Below are 18114 nucleotides of genomic sequence, written 5' to 3' on the forward strand. Positions count from 1 at the left end.
GATCAGGCCGCGGTGCAGGACACCGCGGCCGTCGGGCTCGGCGCGGTGCCGCTCCCCACGAAGCCGTAGGTGGTGCTCGCGCCGGACCCGAGCAGCCCGTTCCAGGCCGCGTTCGACACGGTCACCGTGGTGCCGGACTGGGCGTAGGTGCCGGACCAGCCGCTCTGCACGGATCCGCCGACTGGCAGGGCGAACCTGGTCGTCCAGCCGCTGATCATCGCGGTGCCGGCCTTGACGGTCACGGCCGCCTGGTAGCCGCCGGGCCACACGTTGCTCACGACGAGCGACGCCGTGCACGTCTTGCCCGGCGCCGGGGTGGTCGGTGCGGGGGTCGTGGGCGCGGGGGTCGTCGGGGCGGGCGTGGTCGGTGCCGGGGTCGTGGGTGCGGGGGTCGTCGGCGCCGGGGTGGTGGGCTGCACGCCGCCGTAGATCTTCGCGGTCACGGCCGTGGCCTTGATGCCGTTGACCCCGTTGAGCACCTTCTGGCCCCACGGCGACAGGGTGGTGGGGTTGAAGCCGAGCACCATGTCGAGCACGGGGTCGGTGTTGCCCGACCACGACCAGCCGTAGTAGCCGATGTTCCGCTTGACGGCCTCGGCCATGACGGTGGCGTCGTCGACGTCGGCGCTGCTGGACCGGTAGCCGAACTCACCGATGATCAGGGGCAGGCCCGCGGACCTGAACGCGTCGAGGTACGTCGTGATCGACGAGGCGGTCGTGTACACGCCGTACATGTGGATGGAGAAGAGGGTGTTGGCGTCGGGATCGGCGGCGGCGACGGTCGCCGCGCTGTCGCGCATGATGTTCTTCCAGTCCTGACCCCAGGCCGGGGCGTCGACCACGATGTTGTGGTGCAGGCCGGCGGCGCGCAGCTTCTTGATCGCCGCGGACGTGTCGCCCGCCCACTTGGTGTTGGCGGTGTCGTTGTTGCCGAAGGGCTCGTTGCCGATGTTGATCTGGACGTAGTCCTCCTGGCCCTTGAGCACGGAGGCCAGCGAGATCCAGTAGTTCGCGGCCGTGTCGAGGCTCGCCGCGGCGCCCTCCTCGCCGTAGCCGGTGGTGTCGTGGTCCTCGAGCATGCAGATCAGCTTGTTCGCCTTGCACAGGCTGATGATGTTCGCGACGTCGGTGGCGTCGTTCTTGGTCCAGCGCGTGCCGTCGGAGAGCACGACGCGCAGGGCGTTGGCGCCGGCCGCGCGGATGGCGGGGATCGCCGTCGCCGTCTGGGACGTGTACCAGGTGTGCGCGTGGCTGACGCCGCGGGCGACGAACGGGGTGCCGTCCTTCTCGACCAGCTGCGTGCCGGACACGTGCAGGCCGGGCGGCGTGGCGGCCTGCGCGGCCGTGGACATCAGCGACGTCGCACCGAGCGCGACGACGGCGGCGGCCAGGGCGGCGCCGGACAGCAGGGATCTGCGGGACCTCATGGGACTTCCTCGTTCCGTGGGTGTCTGGGGCGTCGAGCGCGCAGCGGGCGGTCGACCAGCGTGGATGCACCCACCCGCCGTTCCGCCGGCCGGCCGACGGGCGGGTGCGACGTCACACAACCAGGTCGGGCAGGCGCTCTCCATGTCCCGAAACGCTTCACACCCCGGTGCCGTCAGGACGTGGCGGCGATGTGCGCCGAGGCGAACACCAGCCCGTACGGGATCGCCGCCCGCGCGAAGTTCCAGGTGTGGCCCAGGTGCGGCTCCACGCGCAGCAGGACCTCCTGCCCGCGGGCCTCCAGCGTCTTCGCGATCGCGGTGCTGTCCTTGCGCGGCTGCCCGTGGTCCGCGCCGGCGAGGTCGACGAACACGGCGACCTGGTGGGGCAGCGGGACGGTCGACGCGTATGCGGTCACGTCGTGCTGCTGCCACTGCGCCTTCGTCGCCAGCATCGCGGTCCCGCCCGTGCCGGGGTCCCCGGTGGTGTCGAGCGCGAGGATCGCGCCGTACGAGGACGGGTGCCGCAACCCCTGGTCGAGGGCGCAGAAGCCGCCCGACGAGAAGCCGCCGATGGCCCGGTGCTGCCAGCCGGCGAGCGTTCGGTACTGGGCGTCGACCCACGGGATGACGGTGGCGGAGATGTAGGTCTCGACCTGGGAGCCGCCCGTCGTCGAGTCGAGGCACTCGGTGTCCTCCGCGGACGGGCCGGTGCCGTTGACGTCCATGCCGACGACGATCATCGGCTCGACCAGGTGGTGCTCCAGCAGCACGTCCATGACGGACGGGACGTTCCCCGCCGCGAACCAGTCGCCGCCCGTGCCCGGGCTGCCGTGCACCAGGTAGACGACGGGCAGGCGGGCCGACGAGTCCGCGTAGCCCGGCGGTGTGTAGATCCACGTCAGGCTGCTGCTGGGCATCCTGTCCGCCGCGGGCGCCGGGATGTGGATCGCCTCCACCCGGCCCTCGTCGCGGCCGCCCTCCCCGGCCCGGCCGTGCGCGAGGGGCGCGGGCGGGTCCCAGACGCCCCAGCTTGACAGCGTCACGCGCACGGCGGCCACGTTCGGGACGTAGCCGACGACGATGTTCGCGCTGATGCCGAGCGCGGCCAGCACGCCGAGCGCGGCGCAGGTCCACATCGGCCACGACCACCGGTCGCCGCGACGCCGGCGGACCGCCCACACGACCACCACGGCGGCCAGCAGAGCGAGGACCACGACCGACCACCAGCTGCTGATCCAGTCCCCACCGCCCCCGAGCGCGCGCAGGACGGCGGGCGGCAAGGTGCTCCCCGGGGGGTCCTCCGCGACGACCATCGACGCCCTCCTCCTGACCGACAGCTGTGGGGGACAGCGTCGCACCACCTCGGCCCTGAGGGGCAGAACGGGCACACTAGGCGGATGACGGCCAGCAGCGTGCTCCTGCCCCGCACTGCGCGATCCGCCATCGAGGAGCAGAGGCGGCGGGGCCGGGTTCGGGAGATCGCGTCCCGGGTCGTGCTGGTCATCGCGTTCCTCGGGCTGCTCTCGGCGGCCGTGCACCCGCTCTGGCAGCGGCTCGGGCTGGTCCGCGACCTGCTCCCCGGCCTCGTGGTCCACACGGCCCGGCCGACCCTCGTGCTCGTGTCGGTGGTCCTCCTGCTGACCGCCCGCGGCCTCCGGCGAGGTCACCGGCTCGCCTGGATCGCGACGATCGTCACGCTCGGGTTCTCGGTGGTGCTCCACCTGGCGAAGGGTCCCGACCTCATCTCCGCGACCGTGGTCGCCGCGGGGGCCGTGTGGCTCGCGGCGCAGGGCAAGGCGTTCCCCGTGCTGCCGACGCGTCATGCGGTCCGCTGGGCGATCACCTCGCTGGTCGCGGCGGTCGTCTTCGTCGTCGTGCTCGTCTTCGGGCTGGCCGTCTGGGCGGTCGCGGTGGATGCGTCGGACGCGCAGATCGACCGTCTCGGTCGGGTGCTGGCGGCGGTGACGTACCTGCTGATCATGGCGTCCGTCGTCGTCATGCTCTGGTCGCTCCTGTCCCCCCGCCGACCGCACCGGCTGAGCCCGCAGGACCACCACGACGAGCGCGAGCGGGCCCGGGCGGTGGTGCAGCGGTACGGCAGCGGCACCCTCGACTACTTCGCCCTGCGCGACGACAAGGACTGGTTCTTCACCGGGTCCTCCGTCGTGGCCCACTCCGTGCGCGGGGGCGTCTGCCTGGTCTCGCCCGACCCGATCGGCCCGCGCGAGGAGCGGCTGCTGGCCTGGGCCGAGTTCCTCGACTACGCCGACAACTTCGGCTGGTCCGTCACGGTGATCGGCGCCGCCGCCGACTGGCTGCCGGACTACGAGGCCAGCGGGCTGCGCACCGTCTACCTGGGCGACGAGGCCATCGTCGACTGCCCGACGTTCTCGCTCGAGGGTCGCCCGCACAAGTCCCTGCGCCAGGCGGTGAACCGCGTCGCGCGCGCGGGCTACACGACGACGTTCCACGACCCGTCAACGATCGAGCCCGAGCTGCACGCCGCGATCGAGGCCATGAGCGACGAGTCCCGGCAGGGCGAGGCCGAGCGCGGCTTCTCGATGACCCTCTCCCGACTGTTCCAGCCGGACGACACCGGCCTCATGCTCTCGCTCACGCGCGACCCGTCCGGTCGCGTCGACGCCTTCTGCCAGTGGGTCCCCGCGACCGAGATCGGCGGCTGGTCGCTCGACGTGATGCGCCGGCGCACCGACACCGAGGGGCTGCCCAACGGCCTGATCGACGCCAACATCGTCGCCACCATCGCCCACCTGGCCGGTCGCGGGGAGCGGGGCCTCGGGCTCAACTTCGCGATGATGCGGGAGGTGCTCGAGGGTGATCCCGAGACCGGCTCGCGGGTCGACTCCCTGACCCGGCCGATCCTCCAGCGGCTCTCGCAGGGAACCCAGATGGGCACGCTCAGCACGTTCAACGAGAAGTTCGACCCCGGCTGGGTGCCGCGCTACGTCGTGCTCGACTCCGTCGAGTACATGGCGACCCAGGCCCTCGTGCTGGCCGGCGCGGAGGGGGTCACCGAGATCCCCGTGATCGGACGCTTCCTCGGGAGCATCGGGGCTGCCACGTGATCGTCGCGATCCTCGCGGCGGTCATCTCCTCGATCGCGTACGGGGTCAGCACGATCATGCAGGCGGTCGCCACCCGCAGGGCCGCGGGCCTGGCCGTCGTCACGCAGCCGCTGGTCATCGCGGCCTTCGCCGTCGACGTGCTCGCGTGGGTCCTGTCGCTCGCGGCCCTCGACAGCCTGCCGCTGTTCGTCGTGCAGGCGATCATCGCGTCGTCGCTGGTCGTCGTCGTCATCCTCGCGCGGTTCGTGCTGGGCACCCGGATGCGGCCGATCGACCGGGTCGCCGTGATCGTCGTCGTCGGCGCGCTCGTGCTCGTGTCGCTGTCCGGCGGCGAGGAGCCCGCGGTGGCCCCGCCCGACGGGTTCGTCGCGATCATGATCGCCGCGTCGGCCGCGCTCGTGGTGCTCACCGCGGCGTTCTACAAGACCGGTCCGCCGGTTCTGCTCGGGGTCATCGGCGGCCTGGGGTACTCCGGCGCCGCGATCGCCGCGCGCGCGGCGACCGAGAGCGAGGGCTTCCTCGCGACGATCTTCCAGCCGATCGCCATCGCGATCGTGCTGTGCGCGATCGCCGGCGCCCTGTCCTACCTGCGCGCGCTCGAGCGTGGCTCGGTCGGCACGGCCGCCTCGATCGTGTCCGTCCTCGAGGTGGTGATCCCCGGCGCGGTCGGCATCGCCGTGCTCGGCGACAAGGTCCGCGACGGGTGGGTCGCCGCGGCCCTCGTCGGCACGGTGCTGGCGTTGGCCGGGTGCATCGCTCTCGCGCTGAGCCCGGCCAACGCCGCCGCCGAAGCCTCGGCAGACGAGCGGGTCGCTAGTCCTCCTGCTTCGCTCCCGGCGCGGACAGACCCTGAGCGATGAGGTCCATGACCGAGGAGTCCGCCAGCGTGGTGGCGTCGCCGACCTGACGGTTCTCCGCGACGTCGCGCAGCAGTCGCCGCATGATCTTGCCGGACCGCGTCTTGGGGAGCTCGGCGACGACGAGGATCTGGCGCGGCTTCGCGATCGGGCCGATCTCCTTGGCCACGTGGTTGCGCAGCTCGGTCTGCACGGCGTCCGCGTCCTGGTCGCCGCCGCCCGCGTCGCCGCGCAGGATCACGAACGCCACGACCGCCTGCCCGGTGGTCTCGTCGGCGGCCCCGACGACCGCGGCCTCGGCCACCCACGGGTGGCTGACCAGCGCGGACTCGATCTCCGTGGTGGACAGCCGGTGGCCCGACACGTTCATCACGTCGTCGACGCGGCCGAGCAGCCAGATGTCGCCGTCCTCGTCCTTCTTGGCGCCGTCGCCGGCGAAGTACAGGCCCTGGAACCGGGACCAGTAGGTGTCGACGTAGCGGTCCGGGTCGCCCCAGATGCCGCGAAGCATCGACGGCCACGGCTCGGTGAGCACGAGGTACCCGCCGTGGCCGTTCGGGACGGAGTGCGCCTCGTCGTCGACGACGTCTGCCGCGATGCCCGGGAGCGGCACCTGCGCCGACCCCGGCTTGGTCTCGGTGACCCCCGGCAGCGGGCTGATCATGATGGCGCCGGTCTCGGTCTGCCACCACGTGTCGACGATGGGCGCGCTGTCCCCGCCGATGACCCGGCGGTACCACATCCACGCCTCGGGGTTGATGGGCTCACCCACCGACCCGAGCACGCGCAGGCTGGACAGGTCGAACTGGTTCGGGATCTCCTCGCCCCACTTCATGCACGTACGGATCGCGGTGGGCGCGGTGTACAGGATGGAGACCTTGTACTTCTGGATGATCTCCCACCACCGGCCGCGGTGCGGGGTGTCGGGCGTGCCCTCGTAGATCACCTGCGTGGCGCCGTTGATGAGCGGGCCGTAGACGACGTACGTGTGGCCGGTGATCCAGCCGATGTCGGCCGTGCACCAGTAGACGTCGGTCTCGGGCTTGAGGTCGAAGACGTTCCGGTGCGTGTACGCCGCCTGCGTGAGGTAGCCGCCGGTGGTGTGGAAGATGCCCTTGGGCTTCCCGGTGGTGCCCGACGTGTACAGGATGAACAGCGGGTGCTCGGCCTCGACCGCGACGGGGGTGTGCTGGTCGCTCGCGGTGTCGACGACGTCCGACCACCACACGTCGACGGACTCGTCCCACGCGACGTCCTGCCCGGTGCGCTTCACGACGAGCACGTGCTCGACCGACGGCGTCCCCTTGGTCAGCGCCTCGTCGACCGCGGGCTTGAGCGCGCTGGCCGCCCCGCGGCGGTAGCCGCCGTCCGCCGTGACGACCAGCTTGGCCTCGGCGTCGTTGATCCGGGTGCTCAGGGCCTCGGCCGAGAAGCCGCCGAACACCACCGAGTGCGGGGCGCCGATGCGTGCGCACGCCAGCATGGTGACGACGGCCTCGGGGATCAGCGGCAGGTAGATGGCCACGCGGTCGCCGGTCCGGACGCCCAGCGCGGTGAACGCGTTGGCGGCCTTGGAGACCTCCCGCTGCAGGTCCGCGTACGTGAGCGTGCGGGTGTCGCCGCCCTCGCCCTCGAAGTGCAGGGCGACGCGCTCGCCGTTCCCGGCCTCGACGTGCCGGTCGACCGCGTTGTAGGCCGCGTTCAGCGTGCCGTCGGCGAACCAGCGCGCGAACGGGGCCTTCGACCAGTCGAGGACCTCCTCGAACGGCTTCTCCCAGCTGAGCAGCTCGCGCGCCTGGTCCGCCCAGAAGCTCGGGCGGTCGGCGTTGGCCCACGCGTAGAGGCCCTGCTGGGCGTTGGCCTGGCCGGCGAACTCGGTGCTCGGCGGGAACCGTCGGTCCTCCGTGAGCAGGTTCTCGAGACCGGGCTCGTGGGGCTGGTCGGTCACGAGGACCACCTCCTGTGCAGCGACGTCGGTGCAGGTGGACCCGGAGGTCCGGGTCCGCACTCTAGCCGGACACCCGGCGCCCCCACTCTCCTTGCTCAGACGCGGTGGCGCTCGCGGAACTCCCCGAGGTGCACGCCACGACGACGGGCCGACGCCGCCACCAGGCCGGCGAGCAGGAGCAGGAAGCCGACGGCCAGGACCATGCCGGACGTCCCCGCGACGGTCACCTGCGTGACCGTGAGCCGCCAGCCCGACGACGTGAGGACGTTGAGGGTCTGCTCGCGCGCGATCGACGGCACGTACAGGTAGACGACGCCGGCCAGGGTGAGGAGCGCGCCGCCCGTGATCGGGACCGCGGCGGTCCAGAGGGCGAGCAGCAGCACGCAGCCGAGGAGCAGCAGGCCGAGCGAGACCAGCACGATGCCGAGCACCTCGGTCGACGCGTCCCAGCCGCCCACCTGGGCCGCCAGGATCCGCGACTCGCCGAGCAGCAGCACGGCGACGCCGATCGGGGCCAGGATCAGCCCGACCAGCACCCCGAGGATGTGCGAGCCGACCGATGTCGACCGCGGGGCGTTGGGGTCGGGGAAGAGGCGGTCGTCCTCACCCTCCATCCGCGGGGCGACCGGCACCGTGGCCTCCGGCGCGGGATCCATCGCGTACGGCACCGGCGCGGCGACCGGTGTCTCGGCTGCCGCGGCCGCTCCGTAGGCGGCGACGGGGACGACGGGCTCGCCGGGTTCAGCGGGAGTCGCCGCGGCGACGGCCGGGGAGGGCTCGTCGGGCGGGACCGGTACGGGGCGGACGACCGCGTGGCGGCCGGTGTCCGGGGCCGGCTCGACCGGCGTGGTGACCGGCAGCGTGCCGGTGCTGGCGGGCGGCTCGACCGCCGCGGGCTCGGTCGCCGCGACGGGCTCGACCACAGGCGCGGTCCCGATGGCGGGCGCGGTCTCGACGACGGGCGACGTCTCGACGACCGGCGCGCTCTCCGGGACGGGCTTCGTCTCCACGACGGGCTTGGTCTCGGCGACGGGCGCGGTCTTCTCGGCGGCGGGTGCGGGCTCGTCGGCGGTCTCGACGGGCTCGATCGGCGATGCCGGGTCCAGGGTCTCGACGGTCGGCGCGACCTCGTGGGCGGGGGTGTCGTCGGCGGCCGGGAAGCTCGGTTCGATCGACGCGGCGGACTCGTCGGCAGGCGATGCCTCGTCGGGACCGCCGGGGCGGTGCGGGTCGGAGGTGCTCATGCGTGCTCCTGTGGCTCGCGACGCTGGTGCGGCGCCGGTCGGCGTCGCTGTTCCCGTCACCGTATTGCCAGCGGCTCCTCGACGCCGGGCAGCGCGGCCGCAGCGGGCTCCGCCGGCTCGTCGCGGGGGCGGGTGCCGTACGCGTACGCCGCACCCACCAGGACGGCGCCGCCGACGATGTTCCCGAGGCCCACGAACGTGATGTTCCGCGCCATCTCGGCGATCGTCGCGCCCGGCAGGCCGCCGTACAGACCGAGCGAGAACGTCGTCATGTTGGCCACCACGTGCTCGAAGCCGGAGGTGATGAACACCATCACGCAGGCGAACACGACGGCGATGCGTGCGCCCTCGCTGCGCAGCCGGGCCGCGCACCAGATCGCGAGGCACACCAGCAGGTTGCAGAGGATGCCGCGCACGAACAGCTGCACCGACGTCTCGTGGGCCTTGTGCTCGACCATCCCCGCCAGGACCGTGCCGCCGGGCGTGCCGGGCGCGAGCACGCCGGAGACGTGCACGAGGAACGCGAACACCACGGCGCCGAGCAGGTTGCCGACGAGGCACGCGAGCAGCGTCAGCCCCGCCCGCGCCCAGCCGATCGCGCCACGCAACGCGCCCTGCGTGAGGATCATCATCGCGGAGGTCGCCAGCTCCGCCCCCGCGACCACCACGATGGTCAGCGCGACGCCGAAGACGAGCCCCTGCACCAGCGGCGTGAACGGGGAGCCCGCGACGGCGAGCGGCCCGCCGGCGGTCGCCATGATCAGCACGCCGATGCCGATGTAGGCGCCGGCCAGCATGGTGCGGACCAGGTACAGGCCGGGGGTGGCGGTCAGCTCGACCTTGTGGCGGGCGGCGGCCGCGTGGGCGTCGACGGTGTCCGGGATGCTCAGCACGCGACAATCGTCCCCCGCGTGCTCCGGGCGGACGCGGGCCCAAGGGCCCGGGAATCGACGACGGCCCTGCGCGGTTGCGACCGCACGTGACCCTTCTCTTCTCGCCGCTCACCCTTCGGGGCACCACGTTCGCCAACCGCGCCTGGCTGGCCCCGATGTGCCAGTACTCCGCCGTCGACGGCAGCCCCAACGACTGGCACCTGGTGCACCTGGGCTCGCGGGCGTCCGGCGGGTTCGGCCTGCTCATCGCCGAGGCCACCGCGGTCGTCCCCGAGGGCCGCATCTCCCCGGAGGACACCGGCCTCTGGCACGACCTGCACGTGGCGGAGTGGCGCCGCATCACCGACTTCGTGCACGAGCGCGGCACCAAGATCGGGGTCCAGCTGGCGCACGCGGGCCGCAAGGCCTCGACGTACTCCCCGTTCTCGGGCGGGCGCGGCTCGGTGCCGCTCGACCAGGGCGGGTGGGCCACCGTCGGCCCGTCCGCGACGGCGTTCCCCGGCTATGCCGACCCCCGCGCGCTGACGCTCGACGAGATCGCCGCCATCCCCGCCGCGTTCGCCGCGGCCGCGCGCCGCGCCGACCACGCCGGGTTCGACGTGGTCGAGCTGCACGCCGCCCACGGCTACCTGCTGCACCAGTTCCTCTCGCCGCTGTCCAACGACCGCGACGACCAGTACGGAGGCCCGCTGGAGAACCGCGCGCGGCTGCTGATCGAGACCGCCGACGCCGTCCGCGCCGCATGGCCCGACGAGAAGCCGCTGTTCGTGCGGCTGTCCGCGACCGACTGGGTCGAGGGCGGGCTCACCGTCGAGGAGGTCGCCCAGGTGGCCAAGGAGCTGGGCGGCCACGGCGTCGACCTGGTCGACGTCTCGACCGGCGGGAACGCGCCCGCGTCGATCCCCGTCGGCCCCGGCTACCAGGTCCCGGCCGCCCGCGAGGTCCGCGAGACGTCGGGCGTCCCCGTCGCGGCCGTCGGCCTGCTGACCGACCCGGCCCAGGCCGAGGCGGTGCTGGCCGACGGGTCCGCCGACGCGATCCTGCTGGGCCGCGAGGGCCTGCGGGACCCGTTCTGGCCGCTGCGCGCGGCGCACGAGCTGGGGGCCGCCGACGACGCGGCGTGGCAGCCGCAGTACGCGCGCGCGACGTGGGCGTGAGGGCATGAGCGTCGACTGGGACGAGCGCTACTCCGCGTCGAAGCGCGTCTGGAGCGGGGAGCCGAACGGCACCCTGGTCGCCGAGGTCACCGGCCTGGCCCCGGGCCGCGTGCTCGACGTCGGCTGCGGTGAGGGCGGCGACGCCGTCTGGCTCGCCCGCCGGGGGTGGAGCGTCACCGCGCTCGACGTGTCCGCGGTGGCGCTCGACCGCGTGGCCGCGCACGCGCGGGACGCCGGCGTCGAGGTCGAGCGGGTGCGCGCCGGGCTGGTCGAGGCGGCGCTGCCCGCGGCCGCGTTCGACCTCGTGTCCGTGCAGTACCCCGCGCTGCTGCGCACGCCGGGGCAGGACGCCGAGCGCGCCCTCCTCGCGGCCGTCGCGCCGGGCGGCGTCCTCCTCGTGGTGCACCACGCCGACGTCGACCGCGACGAGGCCATCGCCCGCGGCTACGACCCCGAGGACTACGTCGCGCACCAGGACGTGGTCGACGCGCTGGGCGAGGGCTGGTCGATCGAGGTCGACGAGCGCCGCGCACGGGCGGTCCCGGCGAGCGGCCAGGGCCACCACCACGTCGACGAGGTGCTCCGAGCACGCCGTCTGGGCTGAGCTCGCGGTCGGAAGCGCACTAGTTGAAGACTTCGTCACGGTGGGCGCGACAAAGTCTTCAGCTAGAGCGTCAGCGCCCGCGCGATCGGGACGCCCGGTCGGTAGGCCAGGTGCCGGTGGGTCGGCGCGTCGAGGACCGCGAGGTCGGCGCGAGCGCCCACGGACAGGTGGCCGATGTCGTCGCGGCGCAGGGCGTGCGCGCCGCCGAGCGTGGCCGCCCGGACGGCCTCGGCGATGGTCATGCCCATCTCGCGGACCGCCAGCGCGATCATCAGCGGCATCGACGTCGAGAAGCACGTGCCGGGGTTGCAGTCGGTGGCCAGCGCGACCACGACGCCCGCGTCGAGCAGGCGGCGGGCGTCCGGGTACGGCGAGCGGGTGGAGAACTCGACGCCGGGCAGCAGTGTGGCGACCGTGGAGCTGCCGGCCAGGGCCGCGACGTCGGCGTCCGTCAGGAACGTGCAGTGGTCGACGCTGGCGGCGCCGAGCTCGACCGCGAGCTGCACGCCGGGGCCGGGACCGAGCTGGTTGCCGTGGACCCGCAGGCCCAGACCAGCCCTCCGGGCGGCGGCGAGCACCTCGCGGGCCTCGTCGCCGTCGAACGCGTGCGGGCTCGCCGGCTCGCAGAAGACGTCGGCCCAGCGGGCGTGCGGGGCGCAGGCCTCGAGCATCGGGCCGGTCACCAGGGCGAGGTAGGCGGCGCGGTCGATGCCCGGCGGGACCACGTGCGCGCCGAGGAACGTGGTCTCCGTCGTGACCTCCCGGGCCAGGCGGAGCAGGCGCTCCTCCGTGGCGACGTCCAGGCCGTAGCCGCTCTTGATCTCGATGGTCGTCGTGCCCTGGCCCCGGGCCTCCGCGACCAGGGCGCGCAGGCGCCGGCGGAGCTCGTCGTCGGAGGCCTCGCGCGTCGCCGCGACCGTCGTCGCGATCCCGCCACCCGTGTACGGGGTGCCGGCCATGCGGGCCTCGAACTCGGCGGACCGGTCGCCCGCGAAGACCAGGTGGGTGTGGCTGTCGACGAAGCCGGGGATCACGGCGGCGCCGCCGACGTCGGTCCGGTCGTCGGCAGCGGGCGCGTCACGCGCGTGCCCGACCCACGCGACCACACCGTCCTCGGCGACCAGCGCGGCGTCGAGCAGCGGGCCGTCGAACCGGTCGTCGTGCGTGGTGAGCTCGCCGATGCCGGTGACCAGGTGCGACGTCATCGGGTCCCCTCCCACGCGGCGGCGATCGCCGTGCCCAGCATCGCGCCGACGTCGCCCAGGACGTGCTGCCCTGCCGCGACACGCACGACTCCGCCGATGACCACGGTGTCGACGTCGCCGCTGCCCGCGACGAGGACGAGCTGCGCCGGGTCGGCACCGGCCGCGCGCGGGGTGTCGGTGCGCACCGCCACGAGGTCCGCGCGGGCGCCGGGCTCGAGGCGTCCGCCGGTCGGGTCGCCGAGGCTCGCGTGCCCGCCGGCGGTCAGCAGGTCGAGGAGCTGAGCGGGGGTGAAGACGCCGCGGCTCTCGCCGGCGAGGCGCTCGTGCATCTCGACGGACCGGGCCTCCGCGAGCAGGTCGGTGCGGACGTGCTGGTCGCTGCCGACGGACAGCCGAGCCCCCGCGCTCCTGAGCAGGTCGCCGGGGGCGATGCCGTCGCCGAGGTCCTGCTCGGTGGACGGGCAGAGGCAGATACCGGTCCGCGTGGAGCCCAGGATCGCGACGTCCTCGGGCGTGACGTGCACGGCGTGGACCGCGGTCGTGTCCGGGCCGAGCGCCCCCGCGTCCTCCAGCACCCGCGTCGGGGTGGCGCCGAACGTGGCCAGCGACTGCTCGTTCTCGAGGCGCTGCTCGGAGAGGTGCACGTGCAGCGGGCGGCCGGTCGCGTGGGCCGCGATCGCCGGGATCGCGTCGAGGGGTACCGCGCGGACGGAGTGGATCGCGGCGCCGACCGTCAGGGTGTCGTCGGGGCGGATGGCGGCGACCCGGGCGGCCCAGGCGTCGGCGTCGTGGTCGCCGAACCGTCGCTGTGCTCCCTCGAGCGGCGCGTCGATGCCGCCGGTCAGGTAGGCGGTGTCGAGCAGGGTGATCCGCAGGCCCGCGTCGTGCGCGGCGGTGCGCAAGGACTCGGCCATGACGTTCGGGTCGTCGTACGGGGTGCCGCCGGGGGCGTGGTGCAGGTAGTGGAACTCGCCGACGGCCGTGACGCCCGCGAGCACCATCTCGGCGTACGTCGCCCGGGCCAGGTCGAGGTAGGCGTCCGGAGTCAGGGTCGCGGCCAGCGCGTACATCCGGTCCCGCCAGGTCCAGAACGTGCCGCCGCCGTCGTGGGTCCGGCCGCGGAGCGCGCGGTGGAACGCGTGGGAGTGCGTGTTGGCGAAGCCGGGCAGGACGACGCCGGGGAGGCGGTGGTCGTCCTGGTGGGCGCGGACGCCCGCGGACACGCTCGTGATGCGACCGTCGGCGACCGAGATCCGGACGTCCTCGGCGAGGCCGCCCGGGAGCTGGGCGTGCGCCGCCCAGAACGTCGTCACGACAGCAGCCGTTCGAGCGTCGCCGTCAGCGCGTCGATGCCCGCCAGGCAGTCGGTCTCGTCGGCGTCCTCCGTAGGCGCGTGCGAGATGCCGGACGGGTTGCGGACGAACAGCATGGCCGTCGGGATGCCCGCGGCGGCAAGGATCCCGGCGTCGTGGCCGGCGCCGGTGCCGAGGCGCGGCGCGCCGCCCAGGGCGTCCGCGACGACGTCGGCGAGGTCAGCGTCGAGCAGGGTGACCGGCGTCCACGACTCCTCGGTCGGCGCGTATCCCGCCAGGTCGCTCAGGACCGCGCGGACCGCCGACTCGTCCTCCGCGCGGACGTCCAGCCAGGCCGTGACCTGCGACGGGATCGCGTTGACGCCGTTCGGGTCCACGCGCAGCTTGCCGACGGTCGCGAGCGCGCCCGCGTCCTGCGCAGCCGACCGCACGTGCGCGATGAACGCGGCGAGGTCGAGCATCGGGTCGCGGCGGTCCGCCAGCGGGGTGGTGCCGGCGTGGTTGGCCTCGCCGCGCAGGTCGACCCGCCAGCGGCCGTGCGGCCAGATCATGCGGCCGACGCCGACCGGGTCGCCGGAGTGCACGAGACCGCGGCCCTGCTCGACGTGCAGCTCGACGAAGGACGCGATGCGGCGCAGGGTCTCGTCGTCGCGGCCCAGGTGCGACGGGTCGCGGCCGGCCGTGCGGAGCGCGTCGGCCATCGACACCCCGTCGGCGTCGCGCAGGCCTCGGGCCTTGTCGGGGTCCAGGACCCCGGTGATCAGGCGCGATCCGGCGCAGGCGACGCCGAAGCGCGCGCCCTCCTCGTCGACGAAGTTCGCGATGCCGAGCGGCCTGCTCGGCTCGAAGCCGCGCGAACGGAGCGCGTCCAGGGCCGCGAAGCCGCTGACCACGCCCAGCGGGCCGTCGAACGCGCCGCCGCCGGGCACCGAGTCGAGGTGGCTGCCGGTGACGACCCCCGGGGTCGCGTCCGGGTCGCCCCACCAGGCCCACTGGTTGCCGGCGCGGTCGGTCGTCAGGGAGAGTCCGCGGGCCTCCGCCTCGCCCGCGAACCACTCGCGCAGGACGTGGTCCTCGCGGGTCCACGCGAACCGGCGGTAGCCCCCGTCGGCGGCGCGCCCGACCTGCGACAGGTCCGACCACGTGCTGGCGAACGTCACGCGCCACCCTCCCGCATCGGCACCCGCAGCCCGTGGGCGGCTGCGACCTCGTCGGCCCGCGGGTAGCCCGCGTCGACGTGCCGCAGCACGCCCATGGCCGGGTCGTTGGACAGCACGCGCGCGAGCTTGCGGGCGGCCAGGTCCGTGCCGTCGGCCACCGAGACCTGCCCGGCGTGGATCGAGCGGCCCATGCCGACGCCGCCGCCGTGATGGATCGACACCCAGGTGGCCCCCGAGGAGGACGCCACCAGCGCGTTCAGAAGCGGCCAGTCGGCGATGGCGTCGGACCCGTCGGCCATCCCCTCGGTCTCGCGGTACGGCGACGCGACGGAGCCGGCGTCGAGGTGGTCACGCCCGATGACGAGCGGCGCGCTGACCTCGCCCGAGGCCACGAGCTCGTTGAACCGCAGCCCCGCGCGGTCCCGCTCGCCGTGCCCGAGCCAGCAGATCCGCGCCGGCAGACCCTGGAACGCGACCCGGTCCTGTGCCGCGCGGATCCAGCGGTGCAGGTGGTCGTTCTCGGGGAACAGGTCGAGCACGGCCTGGTCGGTGACGGCGATGTCGCGCGGGTCGCCGGACAGCGCGGCCCACCGGAACGGGCCCTTGCCCTCCGCGAACAGCGGCCGGATGTACGCCGGGACGAACCCGGGGAAGTCGAACGCCCGGTCGTAGCCGCCCTGGCGGGCCTCGTCGCGGATCGAGTTGCCGTAGTCGAACACCTCGGCGCCGGCGTCCATGAACCCGACCATCGCCTCGACGTGCCGGGCCATCGACTCGCGAGCCCGGTCGGTGAACTCCTCGGGCTTCGCGGCCGCGTAGGCGGCCCAGTCGGACACCTCGACGCCCACCGGCAGGTAGGACAGCGGGTCGTGCGCGGACGTCTGGTCGGTGACGACGTCGACCTCGACGCCGCGACGCAGCAGCTCGGGCAGCACCTGCGCACAGTTGCCGACGACGCCGACGGACAGGGCCCGCTTCTCGGTGCGAGCCTCGGTGACCAGCGCGATCGCCTCGTCCAGGCTCGTCGCCACCCGGTCCAGGTAGCGCTCGCGGACCCGGCGGTGCAGGCGGTCGCCGTCGACGTCGACGATGAGGCACGCGCCACCGTTGAGCGTCACGGCGAGCGGCTGCGCGCCGCCCATCCCGCCGCAGCCGCCGGTCACGGTCAGGGTCCCGGCGAGCGTGCCGCCGAACTTGCTCGCCGCGACGGCGGCCAGGGTCTCGTAGGTGCCCTGCAGGATCCCCTGGGTGCCGATGTAGATCCACGAGCCCGCGGTCATCTGCCCGTACATGGTCAGGCCGAGCTGCTCGAGCCGGCGGAACTCCGGCCAGGTGGCCCAGTCGCCGACCAGGTTCGAGTTGGCGATGAGCACGCGCGGCGCCCACTCGTGGGTCTGCAGCACGCCGACGGGCTTGCCCGACTGGACCAGCAGCGTCTCGTCGTCGCCGAGCGTGGTCAGCGTCCGCACGATGGCGTCGTACGCGTCCCACGACCGGGCCGCCTTGCCGGTCCCGCCGTAGACGACCAGGTCGTCCGGGCGCTCGGCGACCTCGGGGTCCAGGTTGTTCATGAGCATCCGCAGCGGTGCCTCGGTCTGCCAGCTACGGGCCGTGAGGGTGGTGCCGCGCGGGGCACGGACGGGACGGGGGCCGGCGGTCATGAGCGTGCTCCTAGCTGGGAGGCGACGGCCCCGTCCCGCACGGCGTCCGCGGCGGTCTCGAGGTCGGGGGAGAGGTAGGTGTCGGGTCCGGGGCCGGGGATGCCGCGTGCACGAAGCAGGTCCCGCACCGCGCCCGTGACCGGTGACGGCTGCAGCGGCGCACGCAGGTCCATCGCGCGAGCGGCCGTGAGGAGCTCGATGCCGAGCACGCGGGTCAGGGCGTCGATCGACCGGCGCAGCTTGCGGGCCGCGTGCCAGCCCATCGACACGTGGTCCTCCTGCATGGCGGACGACGGGATCGAGTCGACGCTCGCCGGCACCGCGAGCCGCTTGAGCTCCGAGACCAGCCCGGCCGCGGTGTACTGCGCGATCATCAGGCCGGAGTCGACGCCGGGGTCGTGCGCGAGGAACGCGGGCAGGCCGTGGTTGCGGGACACGTCGAGGAACCGGTCGGTGCGGCGCTCGGACATGCTCGCGACGTCCGCGACGGCGATCGCCAGGAAGTCGAGCACGTAGCCGACCGGCGCCCCGTGGAAGTTGCCGTTGGACTCGACGCGGCCGTCGTCGGTGATGACGGGGTTGTCGACGGCGGCGGCCAGCTCGCGCTCGGCGACGGCGCGCGCGTGGGCCATCGTGTCGCGGGCTGCCCCGTGCACCTGCGGCGCGCAGCGCAGCGAGTAGGCGTCCTGCACGCGGGTGCAGTCCGGGGTCTTGTGGCTGGCCATGATCCCGGAGCCGTGCAGGGCGGCACGGAAGTGCGCGGCGGAGGCGGCCTGGCCGGGGTGCGGCCGTAGGCCCTGGAGGTCGGCCGCGAACACGGCGTCCGTGCCCAGCAGCGACTCGACGCTCATCGCCGCGGCGACGTCCGCCGTGGTCAGCAGCGTGTCGAGGTCGTGCAGCGCCAGCGCGAGCATGCCGAGCATGCCGTCCGTGCCGTTGATGAGGGCGAGGCCCTCCTTCTCGGTGAGCGTCACGGGCACGATGCCTGCCTGCGTGGCCGTCATGAGCGTGCCGGCGGAGTCGCGGACCTGGCCCTCACCCATGAGCGCCAGCGCGCAGTGCGCCAGCGGGGCGAGGTCGCCCGAGCAGCCGAGCGAGCCGTACTCGCGCACGACGGGCGTGATGCCTGCGTCGAGCATCGCGGCGTACGCGCTCGCGGTCTCCGGGCGGACGCCGGTGTGGCCGGTGGCGAGCGTCGAGAGTCGGAGCAGCATGAGGGCGCGGACGACCTCGCGCTCGACCTCCGGTCCGGTGCTCGCGGCGTGCGAGCGGACGAGGCTCCGCTGGAGGTCGCGGCGCTTCTCGGCGGGGATGGACAGGGTGGCCAGCGCGCCGAAGCCCGTGGAGATGCCGTAGTGCGGCTGGGGGTCGGCGGCGAGCTCGTCGACGACCGCGCGGCCGCGGGCGATCGCCGCGAGGGCCTCGTCGGACAGGCGGACACCCGCGCCGTGCCTAGCGACCGCGACGACGTCGGCGATCGAGACCGGTCCGGTGCCGACGACGACGGTGTCGGTGGCAGTAGTGGTGCTCATGGTTCATGACACCGCGTGCCGGTGGGC

Annotated in this window: 14 protein-coding genes; 4 read left to right on the forward strand and 10 right to left on the reverse strand. The window is 73.9% G+C overall.

The annotated features are described in order from the left end of the window. Nucleotides 1–2: 2 nt before the first annotated feature. Both AC1DWH_RS13920 and AC1DWH_RS13925 read right to left on the reverse strand, forming a co-directional pair. Nucleotides 3–1427, reverse strand: coding sequence for a cellulase family glycosylhydrolase (locus tag AC1DWH_RS13920; RefSeq protein WP_477094176.1), 1425 nt, complete (start codon nt 1425–1427; stop codon nt 3–5). A gap of 173 nt (nt 1428–1600) precedes the next feature. Next, nucleotides 1601–2740 carry an alpha/beta hydrolase gene (locus AC1DWH_RS13925; protein WP_477094177.1) on the reverse strand — a complete coding sequence of 380 codons (1140 nt, stop codon included), beginning with the start codon at nt 2738–2740 and terminating at the stop codon, nt 1601–1603. Nucleotides 2741–2824: 84 nt separating this feature from the next. On the opposite strand from AC1DWH_RS13925, the gene AC1DWH_RS13930 reads away from it, so the two are divergent. Together AC1DWH_RS13930 and AC1DWH_RS13935 are read left to right on the forward strand one after the other, a co-directional pair. Then, nucleotides 2825–4513 (forward strand): bifunctional lysylphosphatidylglycerol flippase/synthetase MprF, encoded by a 1689-nt coding sequence (locus AC1DWH_RS13930; protein WP_477094178.1) that lies wholly within the window; start codon nt 2825–2827, stop codon nt 4511–4513. After that, nucleotides 4510–5373, forward strand: a complete 864-nt coding sequence (locus tag AC1DWH_RS13935) for a hypothetical protein (RefSeq protein WP_477094179.1) — start codon at nt 4510–4512, stop codon at nt 5371–5373. Before AC1DWH_RS13930 ends, AC1DWH_RS13935 begins: the two co-directional genes overlap by 4 nt. Here AC1DWH_RS13935 and acs read toward each other — a convergent pair. The 3 genes from acs to AC1DWH_RS13950 all read right to left on the reverse strand — a co-directional run bounded on the left by acs (nt 5327) and on the right by AC1DWH_RS13950 (nt 9455). Further along, nucleotides 5327–7318 carry an acetate--CoA ligase gene (gene acs, locus AC1DWH_RS13940; protein WP_477094180.1) on the reverse strand — a complete coding sequence of 664 codons (1992 nt, stop codon included), beginning with the start codon at nt 7316–7318 and terminating at the stop codon, nt 5327–5329. The two genes, AC1DWH_RS13935 and acs, sit on opposite strands and share 47 nt — an antisense overlap. A 95-nt stretch (nt 7319–7413) precedes the next feature. Next, nucleotides 7414–8562, reverse strand: a complete 1149-nt coding sequence (locus AC1DWH_RS13945) for a hypothetical protein (protein ID WP_477094181.1) — start codon at nt 8560–8562, stop codon at nt 7414–7416. Nucleotides 8563–8618: 56 nt separating this feature from the next. Further along, nucleotides 8619–9455, reverse strand: coding sequence for a formate/nitrite transporter family protein (locus AC1DWH_RS13950; RefSeq protein WP_477094182.1), 837 nt, complete (start codon nt 9453–9455; stop codon nt 8619–8621). A gap of 86 nt (nt 9456–9541) precedes the next feature. On the opposite strand from AC1DWH_RS13950, the gene AC1DWH_RS13955 reads away from it, so the two are divergent. Both AC1DWH_RS13955 and AC1DWH_RS13960 read left to right on the forward strand, forming a co-directional pair. Continuing rightward, nucleotides 9542–10612 carry an NADH:flavin oxidoreductase/NADH oxidase gene (locus AC1DWH_RS13955; protein WP_477094183.1) on the forward strand — a complete coding sequence of 357 codons (1071 nt, stop codon included), beginning with the start codon at nt 9542–9544 and terminating at the stop codon, nt 10610–10612. A gap of 4 nt (nt 10613–10616) precedes the next feature. Continuing rightward, complete coding sequence (locus tag AC1DWH_RS13960) at nt 10617–11216, forward strand: class I SAM-dependent methyltransferase (protein WP_477094184.1); 600 nt, start codon at nt 10617–10619, stop codon at nt 11214–11216. Nucleotides 11217–11278: 62 nt separating this feature from the next. On the opposite strand, the gene hutI is transcribed toward AC1DWH_RS13960, so the two are convergent. Genes hutI through hutH form a run of 5 tightly spaced genes read right to left on the reverse strand, consistent with a single transcriptional unit; the run spans nt 11279 to nt 18087 of the window. Next, the gene (gene hutI / locus AC1DWH_RS13965; RefSeq protein ID WP_477094185.1) at nt 11279–12421 is read right to left on the reverse strand and encodes an imidazolonepropionase; all 1143 of its coding nucleotides are present in this window, start codon (nt 12419–12421) and stop codon (nt 11279–11281) included. After that, nucleotides 12418–13734, reverse strand: coding sequence for a formimidoylglutamate deiminase (locus AC1DWH_RS13970; protein WP_477094186.1), 1317 nt, complete (start codon nt 13732–13734; stop codon nt 12418–12420). Before AC1DWH_RS13970 ends, hutI begins: the two co-directional genes overlap by 4 nt. Beyond that, complete coding sequence (locus AC1DWH_RS13975; RefSeq protein WP_477094187.1) at nt 13731–14894, reverse strand: allantoate amidohydrolase; 1164 nt, start codon at nt 14892–14894, stop codon at nt 13731–13733. Before AC1DWH_RS13975 ends, AC1DWH_RS13970 begins: the two co-directional genes overlap by 4 nt. Beyond that, a complete protein-coding gene (gene hutU / locus AC1DWH_RS13980; RefSeq protein ID WP_477094188.1) occupies nt 14891–16555 on the reverse strand; it encodes a urocanate hydratase in 1665 nt (554 codons plus the stop codon). The genes AC1DWH_RS13975 and hutU overlap by 4 nt, the downstream gene beginning before the upstream one ends. Beyond that, entirely contained in the window at nt 16552–18087 is a 1536-nt protein-coding gene (gene hutH, locus AC1DWH_RS13985; RefSeq protein WP_477094189.1) for a histidine ammonia-lyase, read from the reverse strand. The genes hutU and hutH overlap by 4 nt, the downstream gene beginning before the upstream one ends. Nucleotides 18088–18114: the final 27 nt, after the last annotated feature.

The sequence above is a fragment of the Cellulomonas sp. P2_F12 genome, from assembly GCF_056403775.1.

Bases quoted from the DNA above. Each gene is read 5' to 3' on its own strand.
- AC1DWH_RS13920 (WP_477094176.1), bottom strand. From the start codon at position 1,427: ATGAGGTCCCGCAGATCCCTGCTGTCCGGCGCCGCCCTGGCCGCCGCC.
- AC1DWH_RS13945 (WP_477094181.1), bottom strand. From the start codon at position 8,562: ATGAGCACCTCCGACCCGCACCGCCCCGGCGGTCCCGACGAGGCATCG.
- hutI (WP_477094185.1), bottom strand. From the start codon at position 12,421: ATGACGTCGCACCTGGTCACCGGCATCGGCGAGCTCACCACGCACGAC.
- AC1DWH_RS13930 (WP_477094178.1), top strand. From the start codon at position 2,825: ATGACGGCCAGCAGCGTGCTCCTGCCCCGCACTGCGCGATCCGCCATC.
- AC1DWH_RS13960 (WP_477094184.1), top strand. From the start codon at position 10,617: ATGAGCGTCGACTGGGACGAGCGCTACTCCGCGTCGAAGCGCGTCTGG.
- hutH (WP_477094189.1), bottom strand. From the start codon at position 18,087: ATGAGCACCACTACTGCCACCGACACCGTCGTCGTCGGCACCGGACCG.
- hutU (WP_477094188.1), bottom strand. From the start codon at position 16,555: ATGACCGCCGGCCCCCGTCCCGTCCGTGCCCCGCGCGGCACCACCCTC.
- AC1DWH_RS13925 (WP_477094177.1), bottom strand. From the start codon at position 2,740: ATGGTCGTCGCGGAGGACCCCCCGGGGAGCACCTTGCCGCCCGCCGTC.